Source organism: Corynebacterium sp. HMSC074H12, from assembly GCF_001813755.1.
Taxonomy (GTDB): domain Bacteria; phylum Actinomycetota; class Actinomycetes; order Mycobacteriales; family Mycobacteriaceae; genus Corynebacterium; species Corynebacterium hiratae.
Genome location: NZ_KV813943.1, coordinates 154448 through 177998 on the forward strand (window position 1 = coordinate 154448; position 23551 = coordinate 177998).

General features: G+C 58.8%; 21 protein-coding genes. 14 read left to right on the plus strand and 7 right to left on the minus strand.

Features of this window, described 5'->3' with window-relative positions; genetic code table 11:
- Positions 1–41: 41 nt before the first annotated feature.
- From HMPREF2932_RS10745 to musI, 9 genes are all read left to right on the plus strand, one after another.
- On the plus strand, positions 42–623 hold the full coding sequence (locus HMPREF2932_RS10745; RefSeq protein WP_071410126.1) for an FxsA family protein: 582 nt from the start codon (positions 42–44) through the stop codon (positions 621–623).
- A 2-nt stretch (positions 624–625) separates the two neighbouring features.
- The gene (lnt, locus tag HMPREF2932_RS10750; RefSeq protein ID WP_246818666.1) at positions 626–2122 is read left to right on the plus strand and encodes an apolipoprotein N-acyltransferase; all 1497 of its coding nucleotides are present in this window, start codon (positions 626–628) and stop codon (positions 2120–2122) included.
- A gap of 15 nt (positions 2123–2137) precedes the next feature.
- Positions 2138–3013, plus strand: a complete 876-nt coding sequence (locus tag HMPREF2932_RS10755) for a polyprenol monophosphomannose synthase (protein WP_071410128.1) — start codon at positions 2138–2140, stop codon at positions 3011–3013.
- Between the two features lie 179 nt (positions 3014–3192).
- Positions 3193–4323, plus strand: coding sequence for an ABC transporter ATP-binding protein (locus HMPREF2932_RS10760; RefSeq protein WP_049157728.1), 1131 nt, complete (start codon positions 3193–3195; stop codon positions 4321–4323).
- An 84-nt stretch (positions 4324–4407) separates the two neighbouring features.
- Positions 4408–5652: a DUF4032 domain-containing protein gene (locus HMPREF2932_RS10765; protein WP_049157730.1), complete on the plus strand. Its 1245-nt coding sequence runs from the start codon at positions 4408–4410 to the stop codon at positions 5650–5652.
- Between the two features lie 366 nt (positions 5653–6018).
- The gene (locus tag HMPREF2932_RS10770) at positions 6019–7350 is read left to right on the plus strand and encodes an ABC transporter substrate-binding protein (RefSeq protein ID WP_049154664.1); all 1332 of its coding nucleotides are present in this window, start codon (positions 6019–6021) and stop codon (positions 7348–7350) included.
- A gap of 81 nt (positions 7351–7431) precedes the next feature.
- Positions 7432–8277 (plus strand): carbohydrate ABC transporter permease, encoded by an 846-nt coding sequence (locus tag HMPREF2932_RS10775; protein WP_046649167.1) that lies wholly within the window; start codon positions 7432–7434, stop codon positions 8275–8277.
- A 3-nt stretch (positions 8278–8280) separates the two neighbouring features.
- Positions 8281–9195, plus strand: a complete 915-nt coding sequence (locus tag HMPREF2932_RS10780) for a carbohydrate ABC transporter permease (RefSeq protein ID WP_049154663.1) — start codon at positions 8281–8283, stop codon at positions 9193–9195.
- Between the two features lie 24 nt (positions 9196–9219).
- Complete coding sequence (gene musI, locus HMPREF2932_RS10785; protein ID WP_071410129.1) at positions 9220–9861, plus strand: ABC transport system MusEFGK2I component MusI; 642 nt, start codon at positions 9220–9222, stop codon at positions 9859–9861.
- Between the two features lie 103 nt (positions 9862–9964).
- On the opposite strand, the gene HMPREF2932_RS10790 is transcribed toward musI, so the two are convergent.
- The gene (locus HMPREF2932_RS10790; protein WP_046649170.1) at positions 9965–10348 is read right to left on the minus strand and encodes an RNA polymerase-binding protein RbpA; all 384 of its coding nucleotides are present in this window, start codon (positions 10346–10348) and stop codon (positions 9965–9967) included.
- A gap of 131 nt (positions 10349–10479) precedes the next feature.
- Between HMPREF2932_RS10790 and HMPREF2932_RS13910 the strand changes: the two genes are divergently transcribed.
- The 4 genes from HMPREF2932_RS13910 (at position 10480) to HMPREF2932_RS10805 (ending at position 13727) form a co-directional block, all read left to right on the plus strand.
- Entirely contained in the window at positions 10480–10839 is a 360-nt protein-coding gene (locus tag HMPREF2932_RS13910; protein WP_071410130.1) for a hypothetical protein, read from the plus strand.
- Positions 10840–10842: 3 nt separating this feature from the next.
- A complete protein-coding gene (locus tag HMPREF2932_RS10800) occupies positions 10843–11541 on the plus strand; it encodes a YceI family protein (protein ID WP_071410131.1) in 699 nt (232 codons plus the stop codon).
- Positions 11542–11556: 15 nt separating this feature from the next.
- The gene (locus tag HMPREF2932_RS13620) at positions 11557–11721 is read left to right on the plus strand and encodes a hypothetical protein (protein ID WP_168166994.1); all 165 of its coding nucleotides are present in this window, start codon (positions 11557–11559) and stop codon (positions 11719–11721) included.
- 635 nt (positions 11722–12356) lie between these two features.
- Positions 12357–13727: an MFS transporter gene (locus tag HMPREF2932_RS10805; RefSeq protein WP_071410132.1), complete on the plus strand. Its 1371-nt coding sequence runs from the start codon at positions 12357–12359 to the stop codon at positions 13725–13727.
- A 320-nt stretch (positions 13728–14047) separates the two neighbouring features.
- Here the strand turns inward: HMPREF2932_RS10805 and HMPREF2932_RS10810 are convergent, their stop codons facing one another.
- The gene (locus HMPREF2932_RS10810; RefSeq protein WP_070517785.1) at positions 14048–15025 is read right to left on the minus strand and encodes a bile acid:sodium symporter family protein; all 978 of its coding nucleotides are present in this window, start codon (positions 15023–15025) and stop codon (positions 14048–14050) included.
- Between the two features lie 109 nt (positions 15026–15134).
- On the opposite strand from HMPREF2932_RS10810, the gene HMPREF2932_RS10815 reads away from it, so the two are divergent.
- Entirely contained in the window at positions 15135–18056 is a 2922-nt protein-coding gene (locus HMPREF2932_RS10815; RefSeq protein WP_071410133.1) for an FAD-binding and (Fe-S)-binding domain-containing protein, read from the plus strand.
- Between the two features lie 60 nt (positions 18057–18116).
- On the opposite strand, the gene HMPREF2932_RS10820 is transcribed toward HMPREF2932_RS10815, so the two are convergent.
- The 5 genes from HMPREF2932_RS10820 to HMPREF2932_RS10840 all read right to left on the minus strand — a co-directional run.
- Positions 18117–19247: an ABC transporter ATP-binding protein gene (locus tag HMPREF2932_RS10820; RefSeq protein ID WP_049154656.1), complete on the minus strand. Its 1131-nt coding sequence runs from the start codon at positions 19245–19247 to the stop codon at positions 18117–18119.
- A gap of 26 nt (positions 19248–19273) precedes the next feature.
- A complete protein-coding gene (locus tag HMPREF2932_RS10825; RefSeq protein WP_070512741.1) occupies positions 19274–20584 on the minus strand; it encodes an ABC transporter substrate-binding protein in 1311 nt (436 codons plus the stop codon).
- Positions 20585–20655: 71 nt separating this feature from the next.
- A complete protein-coding gene (locus tag HMPREF2932_RS10830) occupies positions 20656–21627 on the minus strand; it encodes a carbohydrate ABC transporter permease (RefSeq protein ID WP_046649374.1) in 972 nt (323 codons plus the stop codon).
- Positions 21628–22602 (minus strand): carbohydrate ABC transporter permease, encoded by a 975-nt coding sequence (locus tag HMPREF2932_RS10835; protein ID WP_046649375.1) that lies wholly within the window; start codon positions 22600–22602, stop codon positions 21628–21630.
- Positions 22603–22836: 234 nt separating this feature from the next.
- The coding region (locus HMPREF2932_RS10840) for a glycerophosphodiester phosphodiesterase (RefSeq protein ID WP_371326342.1) at positions 22837–23551 on the minus strand (715 nt) is incomplete at its 5' end.

The following is a 23551-nucleotide window of genomic DNA, read 5'->3' on the forward strand; positions in this document are numbered from 1 at the left end:
TCTCCTGCGAAGCGCCAAGCCCAGCAAGTATGGTGGGCGACATGCCGTTTGTTCTCTTCATCGCGTACATCCTCTTAGAAACCATGGCCTTTTGGGCCGTTGCCGAGTGGATTGGTGTGCTGTGGGCGCTGCTTGCCTTGGCGCTGACCATGCTCTTCGGCATGACTATCGCCAGCTGGGAAGTCCGCCGCATGATGGTCAGCCGCATCCGTCAAACCGATGACGGTGTGTACGTCATGGAGGATCCCACCCCGGGCAAGACGGCAGGCAACGTTGGCCTGACCATGGTGGGCGGAATCCTGCTGTCACTGCCCGGATTTGTCTCCACGGTCTTCGGAGCACTGCTTATCTTTGCGCCCACGCGGTCCATCATCCGCACGCTACTTGCGGCATCGATGTTCCGGAAGATCGAAAACATGGGCGTGCGCGTGTACGAAGCCTCACCCATGGCCCAGCACCGCGATTCCTATGGTTCCTTCGGCACCTTTGACGCAGGCGCCAGCGGTGATGGAATGGGGGGCATGGATCAAACTGGCCAGTCGCATGAGGTCTTGGATGAAGATGAAATCCGCACGTGGACCCAACACGTCAAGCCCGAGGACTTTGAGGACGGAAACAAGTAGTGGTGGTACTGGTGGCCCGGCTCGCTCTCGCTGCTGCGTCGGGCGCGGTGACCTACCTTGCCGTTGAGCCACGCGGCTGGTGGGCCGCCGGCATAATCGGCATGGCGATGCTCGTGGCAGCGCTCTCACCGTGGAGAAAACCCCTCGGTCTGGGGTGGGCGGCCCTCGTCGCTTGTGTACATAGCGCGGTGTTGTACTTGTTCACGCTGCCATGGATTGGTGAGTTAGTGGGCAACATGCCCTATATTGCGCTCGCTTTATTCCTGTCTCTGTACAGCATCCTCCTCGGTATCGGCGGGGCGGCGCTGCTGCGCTTAAACTACGGTTTCGCTCTCTTCCCGTTCTTCTACGTAGCGGTAGAAATGCTGCGCTCCTCCGTGCCCTTTGGCGGTTTTGCGTGGGTGCGCCTCGCTTGGGGGCAAATAGAGGGCCCACTCGCCAATCTCGCCTCGTGGGGCGGGCCGGCACTCATTACCTGCGCGGTAGTCTGCGTAGGCGCGGGCATGGTGGGGCTTGCCCGCTCACCGCGCCTGGCATGTGCGTTCTTGGCCGTGCCGATGCTTGCCGGATTATTGGCGGCACAGAGCGTGGACCGCCCAGGCCGCACAACAGGCACGGTGACGGTCGCCGCAGTGCAAGGAAACGTTCCACGGCTGGGCCTTGACTTTGCCGCCCAACGCCGCGCGGTGCTGGATAACCACGTCCGGGTCACTGAGCAGGCAGCCCAGGATGGCGCTGAGCCAGACATCGTCATTTGGCCGGAGAACTCCTCCGATATCAACCCTTTTGCGAATGAGGACGCCCGAGAGCTTATCGACGGCGCCGCCCACGACATCGATGCACCAATCCTCGTCGGAACGCTGACCCAGGATGAGGTTGGCGCACGGAACACCATGCAGGTGTTTAACCCGGATGGCTCGGCAGGGGAGTACCACCACAAGAAGTACCTGCAGCCTTTTGGTGAGACGATGCCGATGCGCGATTTCTTTAGGAAGATCACCGACCTGGTGGACCTGGCAGGCGACATGAAGCCCGGTGACGGTCCGGGCGTGGTCACCATGGCTGGGACCGCAGTGGGCGTTGCCACGTGTTATGAGATCAGCTTTGACCAGGCGTTCCGAACCGCCATCAACAATGGGGCGCAGATCCTCACGACACCGACGAACAATGCCACCTTTAGTGACTCCGACATGACCTACCAGCAGTTGGCCATGAGCCGCTTGCGCGCGATCGAGGCGGATCGGGCCGTCGTTGTGGCGGCTACGTCTGGGGTCTCTGCCATCGTCCACCCGGATGGCTCAGTGAGCCAGGCCAGCGGTATCTTTGAACCGGCATATCTCGAAGAAGAGCTTCCGCTGCGAGAAGGGCGTACATTTGCGGTGCGTTATGGTTCGCTCCTGCAATGGCTCATGGCTATTATTGGAACGGTCTGTGCGCTGTATGCGATCTATTCCACCCGCTTGTCCGGACGACGCAGCGCGCCTCAGAAAGAAATCTAAAGGAGCAAGGAACTAGTGAGCTCGACCCGCGAATCTACCCTGGTCATCATCCCTACTTACAACGAGATCGAGAACCTACCGCTCATTACCGGGCGCGTGCGCAAGGCAACGCCGGAGGTTCACATCCTGATTGTGGACGATAACTCCCCGGACGGCACCGGTGACGCGGCGGATAAGCTGGCCGCTGAGGATTCTCACCTGCACGTTCTCCACCGTGAGGGCAAGGGCGGACTTCTCGGCGCGTACATCGCCGGTTTCAAGTGGGGCCTGGAGAAGGACTACCAGGTGCTGTGCGAGATGGATGCTGACGGCTCCCACGCACCGGAGCAGCTGCACCTGCTGTTGGAGGAAATTGACAAGGGTGCCGACTTGGTCATCGGCTCTCGCTATGTTCCGGGCGGCGAGACCGTCAATTGGCCAGCCAACCGCGAGCTGCTTTCTCGCCTGGGCAACAAGTACATCTCGGTCGCCTTGGGCGCCGGCATCAACGACATGACCGCCGGTTACCGCGCCTTCCGTCGCGAGCTACTCGAGCACCTAGACTTCGAGGAGCTCTCTAACGCCGGCTACATTTTCCAGGTTGACGTTGCCTTCCGCGCCATCAAAGATGGCTTCGATGTCCGCGAGGTACCGATCACCTTTACCGAGCGAGAGCTGGGTGAGTCGAAGCTCGACGGCTCCTTTGTCAAGGATTCTCTGCTGGAGGTCACCAAGTGGGGCGTTGCGCACCGCTCCGAGCAGGTGAGCGACTTTACCTCTGAGGTATCCAAGATCACCTCACGCACGGTAAAAGACATGGAGCTTGGCCCCAAGTTCAGCAACGCTAAGACTGCTGTTTCCGACTTTGTCTCCGAGGTATCCAACTTGGTGAAGGGCACACTCAACCGCTAAAACTGCTTTCCTCACCACGAGCCCGAAGGCCTGTCATGGCTTTCGGGCTTTTGTGGTAATAACCACCATCGGTGCTAATGTCGTAGGTGGCACTTTATCCGGTGCACAGTGACTTGTTTCACTTCATTCTCACACTACGGATCGTTCGGCACGTACCTGCCGATGGAGGAGAGTTTGCTATGGCAACCGTAACGTTCAAAGATGCATCCCTAACCTATCCGGGAGCTACAGAACCCACCGTCAAGAAGTTCAACCTGGAAATCGCTGACGGCGAGTTCCTCGTCTTGGTCGGCCCATCCGGCTGTGGTAAATCCACCACGCTGCGCATGCTGGCCGGCTTGGAAAACGTCACGGACGGTGCCATCTTCATCGGCGACAAGGACGTCACCCACGTCGCACCGCGTGACCGAGACATCGCTATGGTCTTCCAGAACTATGCCCTCTACCCGCACATGACCGTGCGCGAGAACATGGGTTTTGCGCTGAAGATCGCAGGCAAATCCCAGGACGAGATCAACAAGCGCGTCGATGAAGCCGCCGCTACCTTGGGTCTGACCGAATTCTTGGAGCGCAAGCCGAAGGCCCTGTCCGGTGGTCAGCGCCAGCGCGTAGCCATGGGCCGCGCCATCGTTCGTAATCCCCAGGTCTTCCTCATGGATGAGCCACTGTCCAACCTCGACGCCAAGCTGCGTGTGCAGACGCGTACCCAGATCGCGGCTTTGCAGCGCAAGCTCGGGGTCACCACCGTCTACGTCACCCACGACCAAACCGAGGCACTGACCATGGGTGACCGCATCGCGGTACTCAAGGACGGCTACCTACAGCAGGTCGGCGCACCCCGCGAGCTCTACGACCGCCCAGCCAACGTCTTCGTCGCCGGCTTCATCGGTTCCCCAGCCATGAACCTCGGTACCTTTACGGTCAAGGATGGTGACGCTACCTCGGGGCACGCCCGCATCAAGCTGTCCCCGGAAACCATCGCGGCCATGACCCCGGAGGACAATGATCGCATCACCATCGGTTTCCGCCCGGAGGCCCTAGAGATCATTCCGGAGGGCGAATCCACCGACCACTCCATTCCCATCAAGCTCGACTTCGTAGAGGAACTTGGCTCTGATTCCTTCCTCTACGGCAAGTTGGTGGGCGAAGGTGACCTCGGCTCCTCGAGCGAGGATGTCCCCGAATCCGGCCAAATCGTCGTTCGTTCCGCACCGAACACCGCACCCGCCCCGGGCAGCGTTTTCTATGCACGCATCGTCGAAGGCGGCCAGCACAACTTCTCAGCCTCGACTGGAAAGCGCCTGCCGTAGCCCGCGCCCGGCTACTGCGAGCCAAGCAGTACGGATAGGCATAGAGCCAGGATTAATTCAGCTACGAAGGTGGAGTGACTCGACGTGAAAGAGTCTATGAGTATCACCTCCTCGACGTACGCGTCGGCACTTCTGACGCTGCCGTGGGATACGCCCCTGGAACAGTGGCCCGCTGAACTCATCGCGGCCCTGCCTAGGGGTATTTCCCGGCACATCGTGCGTTTCGTGGGGATTAACCGCGGCATCGTCGCGGTCAAAGAAATCGGCGCGCGCACCGCCCACCACGAGTACAAGATGCTGCGCGAACTGCAGCGTCTTGGCGCACCCAGTGTGCGCCCCGTTGCCGTGATTACCGGCAGACACCCAGCCAAAGAGAGCTACGGAGAGCTCACCGCAGCGCTGGTCACTGAGCACCTGGAGTTTTCCCTACCGTACCGCGAGATCTTCTCGCGACACCTCACGGTAGTCGAGGCGGAAAAGCTAATCCGGGCCCTGTCAGTTCTGCTCGTGCGCATGCATCTGCTGAACTTCTATTGGGGCGATGTATCGCTGTCGAACACCCTATTCCGGCGGGACGCCGAGACCTATTCGGCCTATCTTGTCGACGCCGAAACGGGGGAGTTCCAGCCCAATCTCTCCGAGTCCCGCAGGCTTTACGACGTCGACATCGCCCGCGTCAACATCATCGGTGAACTCATGGACCTGCAAGCAGGAGAATGCTTGGATTCCTCCATCGATGTCATCGCCCTAGGCAGCCTGGTCGAGAGCTCTTACCTCGAGCTGTGGACGGAACTAACCGCAGAAGAATCCGTGGACGCCAGCGAGTATTGGCGCGTCTCCGAGCGGATTGACCGCCTCAATCAGCTGGGTTTCGATGTAGGCGAGCTCAAGGTCACGAAGGACGATTCGAAACACGTGGTGCGGATTCGCCCAGTGGTGGTCGATCCCGGCCACTACCGCGCGCAGTTATTGAGTTTGACGGGATTAAGCGTCGAGGAGCACCAGGCCCAGCGCCTCTTGGGTTCCATCCAGGCCTACCAAGCCGTCGAATGTGGGCCCCACGTGGGGCTTACCCAGGCCGCGCACCTGTGGATGACGCAAGAGTACGAGCCGACCATCGCCGCTGTCCCCGTAGAGATGTTGCAGAAGCTCGAACCCGCGCAGATTTTTCACGAAATCGTGGACCACCGTTGGTTCCTTGCCCAAGAGAGGGGAGAGGACGTGTCCCTTCCGGAGGCGACGGCATCCTACCTTGAGTCTGTGCTGCCCGCCCGCCGAGACGAGGCGCGGCTTCTCCACGCACAGCCCACAAACGGAGACTTGTCATAACCGCTTGCGTGCCCCGCAGTGGCCTCCAAAACCACAGATCGAAAACGCGGCTCTCAGCTGATTATTATATTGATTTGTATGTTTTAAGCCCGATTGCCCCTTAAATGGGGAAAGATTTCGTGCCCGAATATGGATATAGTCACAATCGGGCGTTCTAGGTCCGTTTTCTTTTGATTATGTGGAATACCTCACTAAGGTAGGAGACAGGCTAACCAGTTCATAGTTGGATTGTGATCCGCTATGAAGCACTTGGTGGCGCTGGGAAGAATCCTTCGTCACGGAAGGAATCCCAGACACAACCGAATACGGGCCGGGTATCCATCTCGGCTCATCATCCCGCTTTTCATCAAGAAAGATGAGGACCTCATGAAGCGTCTTACTCGCATCGCATCCATCAGCATGGCTTCCATGCTCGCCGCCGCAAGTCTCGTCGCGTGCTCCGGCTCTACCGACGAGGAAGGCGATGTTTACTTCCTGAACTTCAAGCCCGAACAGGACGCCGCATACCAGGAGATCGCAAAGGCCTACACTGAAGAGACCGGCGTCAAGGTCAAGGTCGTCACTGCCGCCTCCGGCTCCTATGAGCAGACCCTCAAGGCAGAGATTGGCAAGGACGAAGCCCCGACTCTCTTCCAGGTCAACGGCCCCGCTGGCTTCATCACCTGGCAGGATTACATGGCAGATATGTCGGATACCGAGGTAGCCAAGCAGCTTACCGACGACATTCCGCCGCTGACCACCGAAGATGGCGAGGTACGTGGCGTTCCGTTCGCCGTCGAGGGCTTCGGCATCATCTACAACGACGAGATCTTCGACAAGTACATCGCCACCTCCGGCGCGAAGATCAAGTCCACCGACGAAATCAAGAGCTACCAGAAGCTCAAGGAAGTCGCCGAGGACATGCAGGCCAAGAAGGATGAGCTTGGCATCGAGGGCGCCTTCGCCTCCACCTCGCTGACTTCCGGCGAAGACTGGCGTTGGCAGACTCACCTGGCTAATGCTCCTATCTGGCAGGAGTACCAGGACAAGAATGTCGAGGACACCAACGAAATCGACTTCTCCTACAACAAGGAATTCAAGAACCTCTTCGACCTCTACCTGGATAATTCCACCGTGGCGAAGACCCTGGCCCCCTCCAAGACCGTATCTGACTCCATGGCTGAGTTTGCGCAGGGCAAGGCCGCCATGGTCCAGAACGGTAACTGGGCATGGTCCCAGATCGCTGAGACCTCCGGAAACGTGGTCAAGGAAGACAAGATCAAGTTCCTGCCGATGTACATGGGCCTGCCGGACGAAGAAAACTACGGCATCAACGTCGGTACCGAGAACTACTTGGGTGTGAACTCTGAGGCCTCCGAGGTCGACCAGAAGGCCACCAAGGACTTCGTGGACTGGTTGTTTACCTCCGAGGCTGGCAAGGAGCACGTGGTTAAGGACCTCGGCTTCATCGCACCGTTCGAAAGCTACACCGCCGAGGACACCCCGAATGATCCCCTCGCTGAGCAGGTCGCGGAAGCTATCGCTAACAAGGATCTGACCACCTACCCGTGGAACTTCCAGTACTTCCCGTCCCAGCAGTTCAAGGATGACTTCGGCCAGGCCCTGTCGCAGTACGCCTCCGGCACCCTGAAGTGGGAGGACGTCGTCAAGCAGTTCAAGGACAACTGGGCTGCTGAGAAGGAATCCAACTGGGGCTAGGCCTTAAGTCCCCACCCCCTTCGCCACACGCCTTCCCGCTAGGGAGCGTGTGGCACCACTTGAAATTAAGGTTTCACCACCATGCAAGCAACGCTGAAGAAGTACTTCCCAGTCTTTGTCTTGCCCACCCTTCTGGCATTCATGATTGCCTTCTTGGTGCCGTTCATCGTGGGATTCTTCCTCTCTTTTACGAAGTTCACCACCATCACCAACGCCAAGTGGGTTGGCATCGACAACTACGCCAAAGCTTTCTCCCAACGCGAAGGTTTTATCTCGGCCTTCGGTTTCACCGTCCTCGTGGTCATCGTTTCTGTGATCACCGTCAACGTCTTCGCCTTCCTCTTGGCGTGGATGCTGACCCGCAAACTCCGCGGAACCAACTTTTTCCGCACGGTCTTCTTTATGCCGAACCTCATCGGCGGTATCGTGCTGGGTTATACCTGGCAAACCATGATCAACGCCGTGCTTTCGCACTATGCCACGACCATCAGTGCGGACTGGAAGTTCGGTTACGCCGGCCTCATCATGCTGCTTAACTGGCAGCTCATCGGCTACATGATGATTATTTACATTGCCGGCTTACAGAATGTCCCACCTGAGCTCATCGAGGCAGCCGAGCTCGACGGCGTCAACAAGTGGGAGATGCTTCGCCATGTCACCATCCCGATGGTCATGCCGTCCATCACTATCTGCCTCTTCCTGACTTTGTCGAACTCGTTCAAGCTCTTCGACCAGAACCTTGCGCTCACCAACGGCGCGCCCGGCGGACAAACTGAGATGGTCGCGCTCAACATCGTTAACACGCTGTTCAACCGTATGAACGTCGAGGGCGTGGGTCAGGCCAAGGCCGTCATCTTCGTCGTCGTCGTGGTCGTCATCGCGTACTTCCAGCTGCGCGCGACCCGCTCCAAGGAAATCGAGGCATAAGTCATGACTACCAGCACTTCAGCGCAGGCCGTCCCGGCCTCGAAGAAGAAGGATCACCAGCTTCCCTCGGACAATAAGACCCGGATGTCTGGCGGCGCCAAGTTCGTGGTCTACGCCATCTTGGTGTTCTTCACCATCGTCTTCCTTGGGCCGATCCTCTTCATCTTCATTAACTCCTTTAAGTCCAAGTTCGCTATCTCCTCCGATCCTTTCTCTCTTCCCATCGGTGAAACCTGGGTCGGCTTCGAGAACTTCATGGTGGGCTTGACCAAGCAGGGCTTCTTGGAAGCCACCCTGTGGTCTTTCGTCATCACGATTCTGTCCGTCATCGTCATCGTGTTCTTCTCCGCGATGACCGCCTACTACATCACGCGCGTCAAGACGTGGTGGACAAACCTTCTGTACTACCTCTTCGTGGTGTCCATGATTATCCCGTTCCAGATGGTCATGTTCCCGACGGTCAAGATTGCAGACATGCTCCACCTCAACAACCCGATCGGCATCGTGGTGCTCTACCTCGGTTTCGGTTCTGGTCTGTCGGTGTTTATGTTTGCGGGCTTCGTCAAGTCGATCCCCTTGGATGTCGAGGAAGCCGCGATGATCGACGGCTGCGGTCCGCTACAAAACTACTTCCGCGTCGTCTGGCCCATGCTCAAGCCGACGGCCATTACCGTGGCCATTCTCAACGCCATGTGGGTTTGGAACGACTACCTGCTGCCGTACTTGGTCATTGGTCTGTCGACTCGGTACAAGACCATCCCGGTGGTCATCCAGTCCTTCGTCGGCTCCAACGGTAACCGCGACATGGGTGCCATGATGGCCATGTTGGTCCTTGCCATCATCCCCATCGTCATCTTCTACTTCTCCACGCAGAAGCACATCATCGAAGGTGTGGCTGCCGGTGCCGTGAAGGGCTAATCAAGTGCGATAGGTTAAAGAACCATGAATCGCTTGCTCGGCCCCGAATCGAAGTTCTACGCCGCCCTGAGCCTTTTCGCTGACCTTGTCATCGTCAACGTTCTCCTCGTTATCACGTGCTTTCCCGTGGTGACTGGGGGAATGTCTCTGCGCACCGCCCACGCGGTGACCGGACAGATGGTCCGCGAAGAAGGTTCACGCCGCGGCGCGGCCTTCGTTCGGGGCCTTTTGACCCGCCCCGGAACAAATACCGCCTGGTGGCTTATCTGCCTGGCACTGGGCGCCTTAGCTGCCTATGAATTCGCCATCATCGCGAAGGCCGGTTTCGGGACAATGGGCGTCGTTCTGCGTGCCGCGCTGGTTTCTGGGCTCCTCGTGCTGGGCTGCATCAGCGTGTGGTTCTTCCACCTCGATGCCCCGGGGCTGAGCTTTAGCCAGCGGTGCACGGGCGCCATGACGAAGGCGGTAGCGCACCTACCGCGTACTCTAGTGGCGGTATCTCCGGCGGCACTCTTGGTGCTGTTCCCGCTCTTTTTCCCGGCGCAGTGGGGAGGCTATGCGTTCTTCCTCGCGGTATTGGGCCCGGCCCTAGCGGTCTATCTTGCCGAGCTGGTTCTCCAGTGGCCGGAACTTAATTCAGCGCCGCACGAAGGCGCCAGTGCTTAGCGCGACGTTCGCCTTTAGGGCCCAAAACGACAAATAGGGTAGTGGCTTCCACTTCCGTGGAGCTACTACCCCTTGACCGTGGGACCGGCGCGCGGCGGACTATTTAGCCTTCGTTTTCTTCCTGTTCCTTCTGCTCCTTGAGCAGGCGGGCTGCCGCACGGCGGCGCGAACGCAGGCTTTCGATGCGCTCAGTCAGTAGTTCATCCAGCTCCTCAATGGAGCGGCGCTCGCGCAGCATATCCCAGTGGGTCCGCGGCGGCTTCACCGGCTTGGACTCAACGCCCTCGCCCTCAACAAGGGTGCCGAGCTTACCGTTCTTGCACATCCACTCCTCGGGGATTTCCGCGTCATCGGCGAAGGGTACCTCGTAGATGTCGCCGTCCTCGGTGCGGTATTTCACCATCTGGCGCGGGGCCAAGTCGTGGTCGCGGTCGGTTTCGTAGCTCACTGCGCCCATGCGGCTGCCACGGAGTACGCGATCTGCCATGCAACATCATCCTTTTCAAGCGTTGAGGGAAGGGATCAGGGTCGACCTATATCACCCAAAGTTCTATCATTATAACGAATGGCCCACGGCCTTTGTTCCCACCCTCGGGTTAATGGGCTAAGGTGAGTGAGGTGATTGGTACACAGGATCCGCAGCCCGGCAAGCCCTCGAGGCACCGGACGGCAACCTGCCAGTGGTGCGGCAAAGAGATCGCACAAGGCGGGCGGGGAAGGCCACGCAAGTTCTGTTCGCCCTCGTGTAAGCAACGAGCATACGAGCAGCGCCACAACGTGGTCGGGACATCCATTCCCGTGGACGCTGTCATCCTAACTCCAGACAAGGCGGACCGTCTCCGCGACGGTCTCTTTGAGCTCCGGTGCTGTGCCGAGGACGTGGCCACGGCGGCGTCGGAAAGCGCCAGTGCTAAAGAGATGGAACAGCTGTGTGCCGAACTGGTCGCACTAGCTCGTAAGCTTGAGGAATTGAGATAGTACATGAAATCCGTATTAGGTAACCGCAAACTGGTTGTCAGTATCTTCGTGATCCTGATTCTGGCCTCGTCTGCACTGGCCCTAGGGCCGCTAGCGTATTCGGTGATCATGGGTCGCGGTGTGAAAACCGAGCCGATCAACGCGGATAAGGTCCATCCCGCAACGACGGACGTTGATGGCGAATGGCACGTGGTGCAAGGTTCGGCCTATAACTACACCTCAGCCGGGTTTACCATCGACGAAATCCTGCCGGCGGATAAGCGCACGACGTCTGGCTCCACCAAGCATGTCACAGGCCAGGCAACCATCAAGGGCGGCGTCGTTGAGGAAGCCAGCATCACCGTGGACATGGCGAGCCTGACCACGGACAAGAAGGTGCGCGATCAGAACATGAAGTCGAAGCTCTTTGAGGTGACGAAGTACCCAGAGTCGACCTTCACGTTGACCGAGCCGGCAGATGTCTCCGCTGTGCCTGCCGACGGCTCATTGGTCACCGTGCCGCTGACTGGTGACTTGACCATCCACGGCGAGACCAAGAACGTGACACAGGACTTCCAGGTAGTCCGCGATGGCGACACCATTATTTTGGGCGGCGATATTCCGATTAACCGCCTTGAATTCGGCGTCGAAGCCCCAGAGATGATCGCCGCGAAGATCTCTGAGGTTGGTGACGTCAACGTTCGCGTTACCCTCGAGAAGTGACGTATCCGGTCAGTCATGAATTATCAGCATCTTATTCCTGTCCTGTGGGTGCGTCTCGTCGTACTCGCAGGGTTCGGTATTTTCATCTGGTTTCAGGGGACGAAGCTTCTGGCAGCGTTTTCTGTAGTGCTTGTAGCTCTCACCGTGGTGCAGCTGGTGATGGCTTACCGTCGGCGCTAAACCAGTTCTCCGATGGACTCCCCAAATACCGCACCATTACGTAACAGTGACTATATAGTGGCTTAAAAGGGGTTGCCCCCAAGGCGGCTGGGGAGATGCAGATCAGTCCAGATCCAAAGGCGCCATCACAAATATCCCACCCGCACGCATAGCGACCCTCAGACAACGCATGGCACACAGGAAAGCGCCCGGAAGGCGGCAAACCAAGAAGTCGCCAAATAAGCTGAAGGCTCGAACTTTCGGAACGGCGATGCGGACGGGACAGGCAACTCGGAGCAAAGCATCAAGGGCCCATCGAGTACGCGCAACGCACGCGTGACTCCGCCGGCACCCATGACTCAGCGAGGGCACACCGTCAAGGCCTGAGTACGGATCCATGCGAACCTAGAGATAGGAGATGTGAAATCACGCCTTCCCGCCGCATAAATTTATGTCCGATAATGTACATTATGTCAGATTGTATTTGCGCACCCTCCCCGCCCAATAGTCACGGCCACAGCACCACAACATGTCAACCTCTTCCCAGTTCTCGCAAATTTATCATGTGGTGAGAGTTGGATTTCAATCTATGGGACGGTAATGTTTCCCACATAATCAATCACTCTATTGAAATTATCAAGGAGGGCGCTTCCCACATGACCGCCGTCAGCACCACGCCGCCAAAGACAGCGGCCCCAGCACAGCAGCTCACAAAACGTGACCGCGTGCGTGTGGCCGTGGCATCGACCATTGGTACGACCATCGAGTTCTATGACTTCTATATTTATGCCACGGCAGCCGTAGCCGTCTTTCCTTTCCTCTTCTTCCCGAAGACCGAGGACCCCACCGTTGCCCTGCTCCAGTCCTTTGCCACCTTCGGCCTGGCCTTCATTGCCCGGCCACTGGGCTCAGTGCTCTTTGGACACTTTGGCGATCGCATCGGCCGCAAGGCCACCCTCGTGGGTGCACTCCTGACGATGGGCATTGCTACCTTCATCATCGGCGTCCTCCCCACGTACCAGACCGCGGGCATCATCGCGCCTGCCCTGTTGGCCCTGATGCGCTTCTGCCAGGGTTTGGGCTTGGGCGGCGAATGGTCCGGTGCAGCTTTGCTGGCTTCCGAGACCGCCGAGGAAGGCAAGCGCGCTTCCGCCGCCATGTGGCCGCAGTTCGGCGCACCTTTCGGGTTCTTGCTCGCCAATGGCTTCTTCCTGACTCTGGTTGCGACCATGGATTACTCCCGCGGCGACACGACCGGCACCTTCATGGAATGGGGCTGGCGCTTGCCCTTCCTCGCCTCCGCTGTCATGGTCCTCATTGGCCTCTACGTCCGCCTGCGCCTGGAGGAAACACCTGTCTTCCAGCAGGCAGTAGACGAAGGCAAGAAGGTCAAGACCCCCATGGTGGAGGCTTTCCGCACTGCCTGGAAGCCGATGATCATCGGTACCTTCGTCATGGTCTCCTGTTACACGCTGTTCTACCTAGTCACCACCTGGATTCTCTCCTACGGTATCGGCGATAAATCCCAGGGGCTGGGTTTGGGAATCCCCTACCTGGAATTCCTGGAGATCCAGCTGATCTCCATCTTCATGTTCATCATCGGCATTCCCGTATCTTCCATGCTGTCGGATAGGTATGGCCGCAAGCCGATCCTGGTCGTGACCTCACTCATCATGATTACCTTCGGTTTCAGCTTCCCCTTCTTCCTCGGCATCGAACACGCTGACCGCAACTCGGTCCTCGGCTTCTTGCTCGTCGGCATGTTCATCATGGGCCTCATCTTCGGCCCCATGTCGGCTGTCTTGCCGGAGCTCTTCCCCACTAACGTCCGCTACACCGGTTCCGGCATCGCGTACAACGTCTCCTCCATCCTCGGCGCCGCCGTGGCACCGTTCATCGTTACGTGGCTGGTCAGCGCCTTTAACGTGAGCTACGTGGGCTATTACCTCATCATCGTCTGCTTCATCTCCCTCATCGCTATCCTCATGATGCAGGAGCTGAAGGACCAGGATCTTTCCCAGGTTTAGGCCTTCAGACACAAGCTTCTCCCCGTCTCCTTTCGGTGGTGCTCACCGAGGGGCGGGGAGATTTTTGTTGCGGTGCAACCCCACATTGGCGCTTCACCTCGCACCGTATGGGGTTCGCACCATGGGGACCGCGCCCCCGTTGCTTCCAAAAGTACAGATCTGGAAGTGCAGACCTGCAGGTGGGTGTCGTCAAGCGCCCAGGCAGTGCTTTGCGACGAACAGCGAGTCTGCACTTCCAGGTCTGCACAAATGGAAAGCAGATGGCCGGCAAACATGTGCCAACCACCTATGCAGAGCTAGTTGCCCGGATGGGCAACCTGCTACACAGAAACGGCAGTTTTACTGGATTCCACCTCGTCGTCGATGGGCTTGCGGCGCACGATGGCGGAGAAGACTGCACCAGTGACGTTGGCCCACACCGCGGCGACCACACCCGGCAGCGCAGCCTCCGGGGTAAAGAACTGCAACGCCAATGCCGAGGCAAGCCCCGAGTTCTGGGTTGCTACTTCAATGGCCGTGGTGCGCGCCGCTGCCTCGCGCTGGCGGGCTAGCTTCGCCATGTAGTAGCCAAAGAGAAATCCGATAAGGTTCTGGATAGCCACGCCGACAAACACGACGAGACCAACGGTGACCAACTTGTCCTGGGATTTTGACACCACCGCCATGACAACGCCGCCGATGCCAGCGATGGCCACCCACGGCAAAGCCGGCAGCACCTTGTCTACCGCCTTGCTTGCAATCACGCGCAGCAGCAGACCCAGGCCTACCGGTATGAGGACGGTCTGTACCAGCGACCACATCATGCCAGCACCATTGACCTCCGCGGTCTGCCCTGCCAACCACAGCATGAGCAACGGCGTCATGATCGGCGAGACCAGCGTGGATACCGAGGTCATCGCCACCGACAGCGCCACATCGCCCTTGGCCAGGTAGGCCATCACATTGGAGGCAGTACCGCCGGGCACAGACCCGAGAAGGATGAGGCCGACGGTGGCGGCGTCGGAAAGCCCTAGCAGTTTAGCCACGAGCACGGCGCTCGTCGGCATGATGGCAAATTGACAGATAACGCCCAAGAAGATGGGCAATGGGCGCTTCGCCACCAGGGCCAGGTCCGGAATCGTCAGGGTAAGCCCCATGGAAAACATGATGACCATGAGCAATTGCGAGGTGTACTGCCCCACCGGCTCGAAGGTGCTGGGGCTCAAAAAGGCGACAATGGCGCAGGCAACAATAACGATGGGGAATATGTAGACGGCGAGTTTCTCGCCGGTCTCCCCTTCTGTGCGCGGGTTCGTCATAGTGTTTCCTTTCCAAAATGTGTCTCACTATATGAATCGAGTATCCCATATGATGAACCTCACGTACCCGGTTTGGTCGAGATTTACTGTCAAGCGATAGATTAGAAATATGTCCAAGCTACTAAGCCCCGATTCCTCTCGTTTCTCACGCCCGGCCGGCGCTACCAGCCAGGCCGACGCCGTTTCCGAGCGCTACCGCCACGGCTCCCCCGCCGAGCTGGTTGCGGACATGGAAGCCATCGTCGGCGCAGAAAACGTGCACGGACGTCTCAGCGATCTCGTGCGCTTCTCCTCCGATGCCGGCCCCTACCGATCCATCCCGAACATGGTGGTTTCCCCGCGCAACGCAGCGGACCTCGCTGCGCTCATGAAGTACTGCGATTCTCACGGTCGCCATATGACCTTCCGCGCAGCAGGAACGTCCCTGAACGGCCAGGCCATGGGAGATGACATCCTCGTCGATGTCAAAACCCACTTCGGCGGCATGGAAGTGCGCGAGGAAGGCCGCAAGCTGTGGTCGCGCCCCGGCGTCATCTTGGGCGATGCCCAGGCAGTACTCTCCCGCCATGGCTTCATGCTGGGGCCGGACCCGGGTTCCACGTCCGTGTGCACCATCGGTGGCGTGCTGGCCGATAACTCCGGCGGCATGCGCTGCTCCTTGGAACGCGATAGCTACCACAGCATCGAAGAGCTGATCTTCGTCTTGCCTTCTGGCACCATCGTGGATACGTCCCGTGGAGACGAGGCCTTCCGCAAGCAAGAGCCGAAGCTCCACGCCGATCTGCTGGCCTTCCGCGATAAGCTGCGCGCCAACACCGAGATGGTGAAGTTCCTGCGCACTAAGTTCTCTATTCGCAACACCAATGGACTGCGAATTGATGCCTTCCTCGATGAAGACGAACCCGTGCACATCCTTAAGCGCCTGCTCATCGGCTCCGAGGGCATCTTCGGTGCTATCACGGAATCCGTTATCCGCACGGTGAAGCTTCCGCGCGTAAAGGCCACGACCTGGGTCGAGCTGCCCAACCTCCGCGATGCCGCAAACTACGTGCACCCCATCATGGAAACCGGCGCGGAAGCCTGCGAGCTTCTGGTTGCCCCGGTCATGCGCCGCTCGGCCGAGCACTACTCCCACGCCCCCGAGTCCTGGCGCAACCTCGACGATGACGCCGCCGCACTCCTCGTCGAGGTCGGCGGCAGCGACGAGGCAGATCTGGACAAGGCCATGGATCGCCTGCGCACCGTGCTTGCCGACGCCCCACTACTGCGCCCCCTCGAGTTCCTCACCACCGCGGAAGGCATGCGCGGCGCGTGGGAGCTGCGCAACGGCCTGTACGGCCTGCTGGGCGCAGACCGCCCGTACGGCACGGCCTACATCACCGAGGATGTCTGCTTCCCGCCTTCCCAGGTCGGTGAGGCCGCAGCGGACCTGTTGGACTTGCAGGCCAAGTACGGCTACCCGGAGTCGGTCATGGGCCACGCTGCTTTTGGCAACCTGCACTTCTTCTTTACCCCGCGCTTCGACGTTGAGGAGGAGCGCGAATCCTATGCCGCGTTCTTGGATGATTTGGCCGAGCTGGTCATTGACAAATACCAGGGCTCGATGAAGGCCGAGCACGGTACCGGCGTGAACATGGCCCCCTTCCTGGAGCACGAGTGGGGCACGGAGGCCTTCGAGCTGTTCTGGGAAGTCAAGAACATGATCGATCCCAAGGGCATCCTGGCGCCGAACGTGAAGCTCACCCGGGACCAGACCATCCACCTGCGAAACTTCAAGTCCTTCCCCAAGGTCGAGGAAGAGATCAACCCGTGTGTGGAATGCGGTTTCTGTGAGCCTGTCTGCCCCTCCCGCCACGCCACGGTGACCCCGCGCCAGCGCATCGTGCTGCGCCGCGAGATGGCCCGGCAGGAAGAAGGCTCAGAGGTCTTGGCGCAGCTGCAGAAGGAGTATCAGTACGACGCCGTCGACATGTGCGCCGCCGACGGCACCTGCTCTATCCCCTGCCCGATTAGCATCGACACCGGCGCAGTGATGAAGCAGCTGCGCGCCCAGCAGGCCACCCCGGCCCGCGAGAAGGTGGCACTGACGACGGCACAGCGTTGGGAGTTGGTGGAAAAGCTTGCCCGCGCTGGCATCATCTCCGCCAACAAGATTCCCCACAAGCCCCTCGAGCTAGGCGCCAACATGGCACGTAACGTGGTAGCACCCGACTTGCTGCCCACCGTCCCGGGGCCGCTTCCGCAGGCCGCATCGCGTCTGCCGGAAACCCCGCGCGAGGGCGCTGGCGCGCTCTACTTCCCTGCCTGCATCAACCGCATCTTCGGCCGCCCAGCCGGTGCGGCTAAGGATTCGGTCGACCTCCCGCGCGCCATCGTGGAACTCGGACGCCGGGCTGGCCAGCCGGTGTGGATCCCCGAGGATGTCGCCGGCGATTGCTGTGGCACACCGTGGTCCTCCAAGGGCTACAAGGAAGGGTTTGAGTACCAAGCTCAAAAGATTGTGCGCGACCTCTGGCACTGGTCGGAGCACGGCCAGCTGCCCATCGTGGTTGATGCAGCCAGCTGCACCCACGGGTTGCTCGATTCGGTTCCTGAGGTGCTCTCCCCTGCCGACCGCAAGCTTTGGGAGGATCTGCGCATCCTCGATGTCGTGGAATGGCTCCGTGATGAAATCGCCCCGCACCTGCCCATCGTGAAAAACATGGGCTCCATCGCAGTCCACCCAACTTGCTCGACTGACCACATGGGCATGAGCCAGGCCCTGGTTGACCTGGCGAACCTCTGCGGTTCTGCCAAAGTCCCAGAGGGCGCGATGTGCTGTGGCTCCGCCGGTGACCGCGTCATGCTGCACCCGGAGCTCGTCGAGTCCGCCACGCGCGAGGAGCGTGCTTCACTCGACGCGGAGCACTTCGACGCCTTCGTCTCCGATAACCGCACCTGCGAGATGGGCCTGGAGATGATCTCCGGGCGGACCTATGAATCAATCGCAGTGCTGTTGGAGCGGGCCTCCCGTCCGGTCGTCACTCCATAAGCAACGCGCCGGTGGCAATACTCCTCAGCGGGAGCTCTGCCACCGGCGCAACAGATCGGGTTAGAGATAGTCGTAATTGATTTCGGTGTCCGGGGCGAAAAACACGCACCCGCCCTTCATCGGGCGCAGGTAGATCGTGTCGCCTTGGTGCACGTCAATGCCGCGCGGCACCTTCACCGTGATGCGGTCACCGCGGACCACGGTCCCGTCATTGGCCGACTCTTCGCGGCCACCATAGACGTACAGCTCGGAGCCTAAGTGCTCCACAATATCGACCCTAACCGGTATCCCATACTCTTCACCTGGTTGGTTGACGCCGATGATTTCCCAATTCTCTGGGCGCACACCAACGAGGACGTGATCCGCTCCCACCTTCGCGGCCTGTTCCTGTGGCATGTAGTAGTCCAGCGCCTGGTCTTTGCCGCTGACAACGCGACCGTCAACGAAGGGGACGTTGTCGATGAGAGTCATAGCCGGCGAACCGATGAACGTCGCGACGAAGGAGTTACCGGGGTTCTCGTACAGTGTTTTAGGCGGGGCGACTTGCTGAATAATGCCTTGTTTGAGGACACACACGCGATCCCCCATGGTCATTGCCTCAGTTTGGTCGTGGGTGACATAGACCGTGGTGGTGTTGAGCTCGCGCTGCAGTTGAAGGATCTGCGCACGCGTGGATACGCGGAGCTTCGCATCCAGATTGGAGAGGGGCTCATCCATGAGAAAGACCTTGGGCTGGCGCACGATAGCGCGCCCCATGGCCACACGCTGGCGCTGGCCACCCGACATTGCGGAGGGCTTGCGATCGATAAGGTCCTCCAGCTCCAGCATTTTCGCAGCGAAGCTCACGCGCTCTTCGATGGTTGCCTTATCCACCTTGGCATTTTGCAATGCAAACGCCATATTCTGACGTGCTGTCATGTTGGGGTACAGCGCATAGGACTGGAACACCATGGCTACATCGCGGTCCCGCGAGCGGGTCTCGGTAACGTCGGCCCCGTCGATGAAGATCTGGCCTTCGTCGATTGGCTCAAGGCCAGCGAGCATGCGCAATGTCGTGGATTTGCCGCAACCAGACGGTCCGACGAGTACTAGAAACTCGCCGTCCTTGATATCGAGGTTAATGCGGCTGACCGCCGGTGGCTTCTTCGGGTCATAAATCCTGGAAGCCTGACGGAATTCAACAGTAGCCATGGTGTCCTTTCAAACGATCCGAAGTGTTACTTGAGCTTCGGGGTGATGTCGCGGTCGATAACGCTCTGCGTCTCCTTCTGCAGGTCGCCGAATGCGGACTCCACATCCTCATTGCCCACAGTGATGCGGTCAAGAACGCCACCGATGCGCTGTCCGCCGCCCGGCACGAAGACACGAGCGTAATCCTGCGGCTTGGTGTTCTCGTTGAGCTGCTCGATTGCCGTCTGGGCGTTCGGGTTCTCCTCCAAGAACTTCTTCTCCTCCGGATCATCCAGGGCGTCCTTGCGCACCGGCATGTAGCCCGTCTTCTGGGAGAACTTGATCGTGTTCTCGGTGTTCGTCAGGAAGTCAATGAACTTGACCGCGTTAGCCTTGCGCTCGTCAGAAATTCCAGCCGGCACGGCCAGACCAGCACCACCGGTGGCTGCCGAAGGACCAGGGCCTGGCAGGTAGGTCGTGATGAATGGAATCGTCGCCGTCTCCTTCAGCCCGCCCAGAGAACCAGTGGACTCCAGCAGTCCAGAGGCCTTGCCAGAGCCGAAGGCTACGGTCGGGTCAGTGGAGATTTCGATGTGACCGGCCTTGACCTGGTCCTGCAAGAACTTGCCAGCCTCGATGGACTCCTTCGACGTAAAGTTCGGTTCCCACTCATCAGAGTAAGAGCCACCGAAGGCCCAAATCATGCCCTGGAAGTACCAGTCGAGGTAGTTGGATCCATCCGGAACGGTGACGGCCGGCTTGTCGAGCTTGTCCTTGATCTTGGTGGCCCACTCGTCGAACTCTTCCCAGTCCTTCGGGCCACGGTCGGTAGGAAGTCCAGCTGCCTTGAGGTCATCGGTGTTCCAGTACATCAGGTTCGTGGAGCGGGAGTACGGAACGCCGTAGTGCTTGTCCTTGTAGTTGTAGTCTTCGCGCAGGGTGTCGACGTAGCCCTCATAGTCAATGTCGTTCATCTCCCACAGCTCATCGAGCGGCGTCGTGGCCTCATTCAGCGCGAAGTTGAACCACGTGACGTCAGAAGCAACGAGGACGTCGGGAAGGTCGCCACCTGCGAGGGCAGCGTTGAAGCGCTGTGCAACTTCCTCGTAGTTGGAACCTGCGGTAACCAGTTCGACCTTCAGATCTGGGTTCTCCTTCTCGAACTCATCAATGAGCTCTTGCTCTATGTCACGGGAAGAACCCGGGTGGTTGGACCAGAAGGTGATGGTGTTGGCGTCTCCGCCGTCCTTTGAGTCGTTCCCTGCGGTGGTCGAACCACCTGCACAGGCGGTCAAGGACGCTGTGGTGAGAAGTGCCGCGCAGGCGGCAACGATACGAGTAGAAATCTTACGAGACATGGGGAGGTTCTCCTTGAGAAGTGAAGAGTTCAGGGGACTTGTTCGAGTTGGGCGTCGGGATAGCAGGCAGGCTAGCCCTTGACTGCTCCAGCAGTCAGGCCCTTAATCATCGGCTTCTGGAGTATGAGGAAGATGATGATCATGGGCAGGGTTGTCAGCACTGTGCCGGCCATCACCGGCGCCCAGTTGGTCACGCCTTCCGCGTCCTGCAAGCGGGTTAGGCCCACCGGAAGGGTGGCTGCAGCCGGTGTATCCGTAATCAGGAAAGGCCACAGGTATTGGTTCCACTCATTGACCACGGTGATCAGGACGAACGCGGACAGCGTTGGCCACGACATGGGCAGGACCACTCGGAACAAGGTGGTGAAGAATCCTGCCCCGTCCATGCGCGCGGCCTCGAGAATCTCCGGCGGCAATGATTGGAAGTGATTGCGCATGAGGAAGGCACCGAACGCCACGCCCGCCAACGGGATGATGACTCCAGCGTAGGTGTCTCTCCAACCCCATGACGCAACCAACGAGTAATTGGAAATAATGGTGATCTGGTTGGGCACCATCAGCGAGGCGATGATAAGCAAGAAAAGCAGATTTCGGCCGGGGAAGCGAATGAATGCGAAGGCATAGGCAGTCAGCACTCCGAGGACTACCTCCACCACCGTGAGAATCAGCGTGATGATGATGGAGTTTCTCAGGTAGCTCGAAAAGCCAGAAGTCTGCCAGACATAGGAATAGTTTTCTGCCTTAAAAGGATTAGGCCAGAAGGAAATCGGATCCGAATACACATCCTGGAAAGACTTAAAACTGGTGATGAAGATGAAGTACAGCGGCACCATAATCATCAGCACTGTCAGTACCAAGGCAATGTAGCCGACGACCTTCGTTGCTGGATGACCGTGATCAACCGGCTCACCTTTACGCTTGCGCTGGGCCTCGGTGATGACTGGTGCTGCGAGGGACTGCGAACCAGGAACCGGCGGCAGCTCTCCTTTCGCTTGCGGGAGCCCTACCTTGATAGAAGCCGGAATCGCGCGTTTTTCGGACATTTACTTATCCATCCTTTCCTGCAACTTGATCTGCAGCACCGTAATGACAAGCACGACGAGGAACATGATGGTGGCCACGGCAGCGCCATAGCCGGCACGGTTGTTGATGAACGTCTCTTGGTACACCTGGAAAACCATCGTGGAGGTTCCGTAACCAAACGGTCCACCGCCGGTCATCGCGTTGATGATGTCGAAGACCTGGAAGGAATTGAGCAGCACAGTGATTAACAGGAAAAACGTGGTACCGCGAAGCTGTGGCAGGACCACGCGGAAGAAATGTCGCACGGCCGGAGTGCCGTCAATCTCAGAGGCCTCATCGAGATCGCGGCGGCGCCCCTGCAGGGCAGCAAGATAGATGACGAAAACGTAGCCCACGTTCTTCCACACGTAGGTCACCGTAATCATGAACAGTGCCCAGTTCTGCTGCTGGTAGAAGTTCGGCACATCGACCCCGATAAGACCCAAAAAGTATTGAATGAGCCCGTAGTTAGGATCGAAGACGAACTGAAAGGCAACGCCAATCGCCGCGCCAGCGATGACATAGGGCGCGAAAACCATTGAGCGCACAGCCGCACGGCCAAACAGTTTCTGATCCAGAAGCAATGCCAGCGCTAGCCCCAGAACCATCGAACCGACCACCGCGAAGAAGGTGAAGACGACAGTGTTGAACACCACGCGTCCAGTATCTGGCGCCTGGAACCAGTCGATGTAGTTCTGCAGACCGACAAAAGTCATCGTCGGCGATGAAATATTCCAGTTAAAGAAAGAGATGCGGATGTTATCGACCAGTGGTCGATAGGTGAAAAGAATGAGAAGGAGAAGGTTCGGGCCAATCAGCAATGCCGCTAGGCCGATCTGGCGCCAGTCAAGCTTTCGCTTGCGTGGGTGGCGCGCGTACTCCTCGGAGACGATCGGCTTCTCGTTAACAGGAGGGATCGCAGCCGTTCGCCCGCTCGCGGGGATGGTTTTTGCCATGCAGAAGAAACTAGACCAAGGCAGTAAACAGAAGGTTTACTCAACGTTTTGATTGAATAAACAAAAAGAAAATTCCAGGAGCCTAGCCCCCAAAAGCCCTCCCTGTGCGTGGGGAACGTCACACAAAGCACGGGAGAAAGAACTCCATAGAAACTCCCGGGCAAGAAAGCGCCACCATCTTTCCAGCTAGACCTTTTCGGGGATGAACACAACGCCCACGGGCGTAGCTTGGCGCTAACTCGCCGAGCGCACAACGTCGAGTGCTAGCTCTGGCAAGTCCGTTGCCATGAGCTCTATCCCATTGTTACGGCACCACTCCATGTCCTTCGGTAAGTTCACCGTCCATACGTAGGAGTGACTGTCGACGTCTGCAAAGAAGTCAGCGTCCAACCGCGCCTGGCGAATGGAAGGCCCGAAGCCCGAAGCGCCCTCGAGGGAATCTGGTAGTCCCGCATCCGGTTCCAAAAGAAGAAAGGAGCGCAGGGATGGCAATAGGTTTCGAAATCGCGCAATTGCTTCAGGGTTAAAGGAAATCAGACTGAACCGTGGATCGGCATCGAGATGTCGGTTGCGTAGGACTTCGGCCACCGACTCTTCGAGTCGCGCCCCGAAAGGAGACGGGTGCTTCGTCTCGATGAGCAGCTGCTTTCCGGGGTATGACTCGATGAGGTCCACCAGTTCGTCGAGAAGCAGAATGCGTTGGGGATCCTCGTCGGTACCAAAGTTGAGTGTGCGCAGCTCCTCCAGTGTCATGTCACCGACAGAGCCTGTGCCGTCCGACGTCCTATCCACAGTCTGGTCGTGGATAACCACTACCTCCCCGTCCTTGGTCAGGTTGACGTCGCACTCCACACCGGCCACCTCAAGCTTGAGAGCCTCCTCGAAGGCACGGTACGTATTCTCCGGGAACCATCCGTTATACCCTCGGTGCGCGATAATTCCTGTGCGG

Bases quoted from the DNA above. Each gene is read 5' to 3' on its own strand.
- HMPREF2932_RS10745 (WP_071410126.1), top strand. From the start codon at position 42: ATGCCGTTTGTTCTCTTCATCGCGTACATCCTCTTAGAAACCATGGCC.
- HMPREF2932_RS10760 (WP_049157728.1), top strand. From the start codon at position 3,193: ATGGCAACCGTAACGTTCAAAGATGCATCCCTAACCTATCCGGGAGCT.
- HMPREF2932_RS10770 (WP_049154664.1), top strand. From the start codon at position 6,019: ATGAAGCGTCTTACTCGCATCGCATCCATCAGCATGGCTTCCATGCTC.
- HMPREF2932_RS10775 (WP_046649167.1), top strand. From the start codon at position 7,432: ATGCAAGCAACGCTGAAGAAGTACTTCCCAGTCTTTGTCTTGCCCACC.
- HMPREF2932_RS10780 (WP_049154663.1), top strand. From the start codon at position 8,281: ATGACTACCAGCACTTCAGCGCAGGCCGTCCCGGCCTCGAAGAAGAAG.
- musI (WP_071410129.1), top strand. From the start codon at position 9,220: ATGAATCGCTTGCTCGGCCCCGAATCGAAGTTCTACGCCGCCCTGAGC.
- HMPREF2932_RS10790 (WP_046649170.1), bottom strand. From the start codon at position 10,348: ATGGCAGATCGCGTACTCCGTGGCAGCCGCATGGGCGCAGTGAGCTAC.
- HMPREF2932_RS10800 (WP_071410131.1), top strand. From the start codon at position 10,843: ATGAAATCCGTATTAGGTAACCGCAAACTGGTTGTCAGTATCTTCGTG.
- HMPREF2932_RS13620 (WP_168166994.1), top strand. From the start codon at position 11,557: ATGAATTATCAGCATCTTATTCCTGTCCTGTGGGTGCGTCTCGTCGTA.
- HMPREF2932_RS10805 (WP_071410132.1), top strand. From the start codon at position 12,357: ATGACCGCCGTCAGCACCACGCCGCCAAAGACAGCGGCCCCAGCACAG.
- HMPREF2932_RS10810 (WP_070517785.1), bottom strand. From the start codon at position 15,025: ATGACGAACCCGCGCACAGAAGGGGAGACCGGCGAGAAACTCGCCGTC.
- HMPREF2932_RS10815 (WP_071410133.1), top strand. From the start codon at position 15,135: ATGTCCAAGCTACTAAGCCCCGATTCCTCTCGTTTCTCACGCCCGGCC.
- HMPREF2932_RS10820 (WP_049154656.1), bottom strand. From the start codon at position 19,247: ATGGCTACTGTTGAATTCCGTCAGGCTTCCAGGATTTATGACCCGAAG.
- HMPREF2932_RS10825 (WP_070512741.1), bottom strand. From the start codon at position 20,584: ATGTCTCGTAAGATTTCTACTCGTATCGTTGCCGCCTGCGCGGCACTT.
- HMPREF2932_RS10830 (WP_046649374.1), bottom strand. From the start codon at position 21,627: ATGTCCGAAAAACGCGCGATTCCGGCTTCTATCAAGGTAGGGCTCCCG.
- HMPREF2932_RS10835 (WP_046649375.1), bottom strand. From the start codon at position 22,602: ATGGCAAAAACCATCCCCGCGAGCGGGCGAACGGCTGCGATCCCTCCT.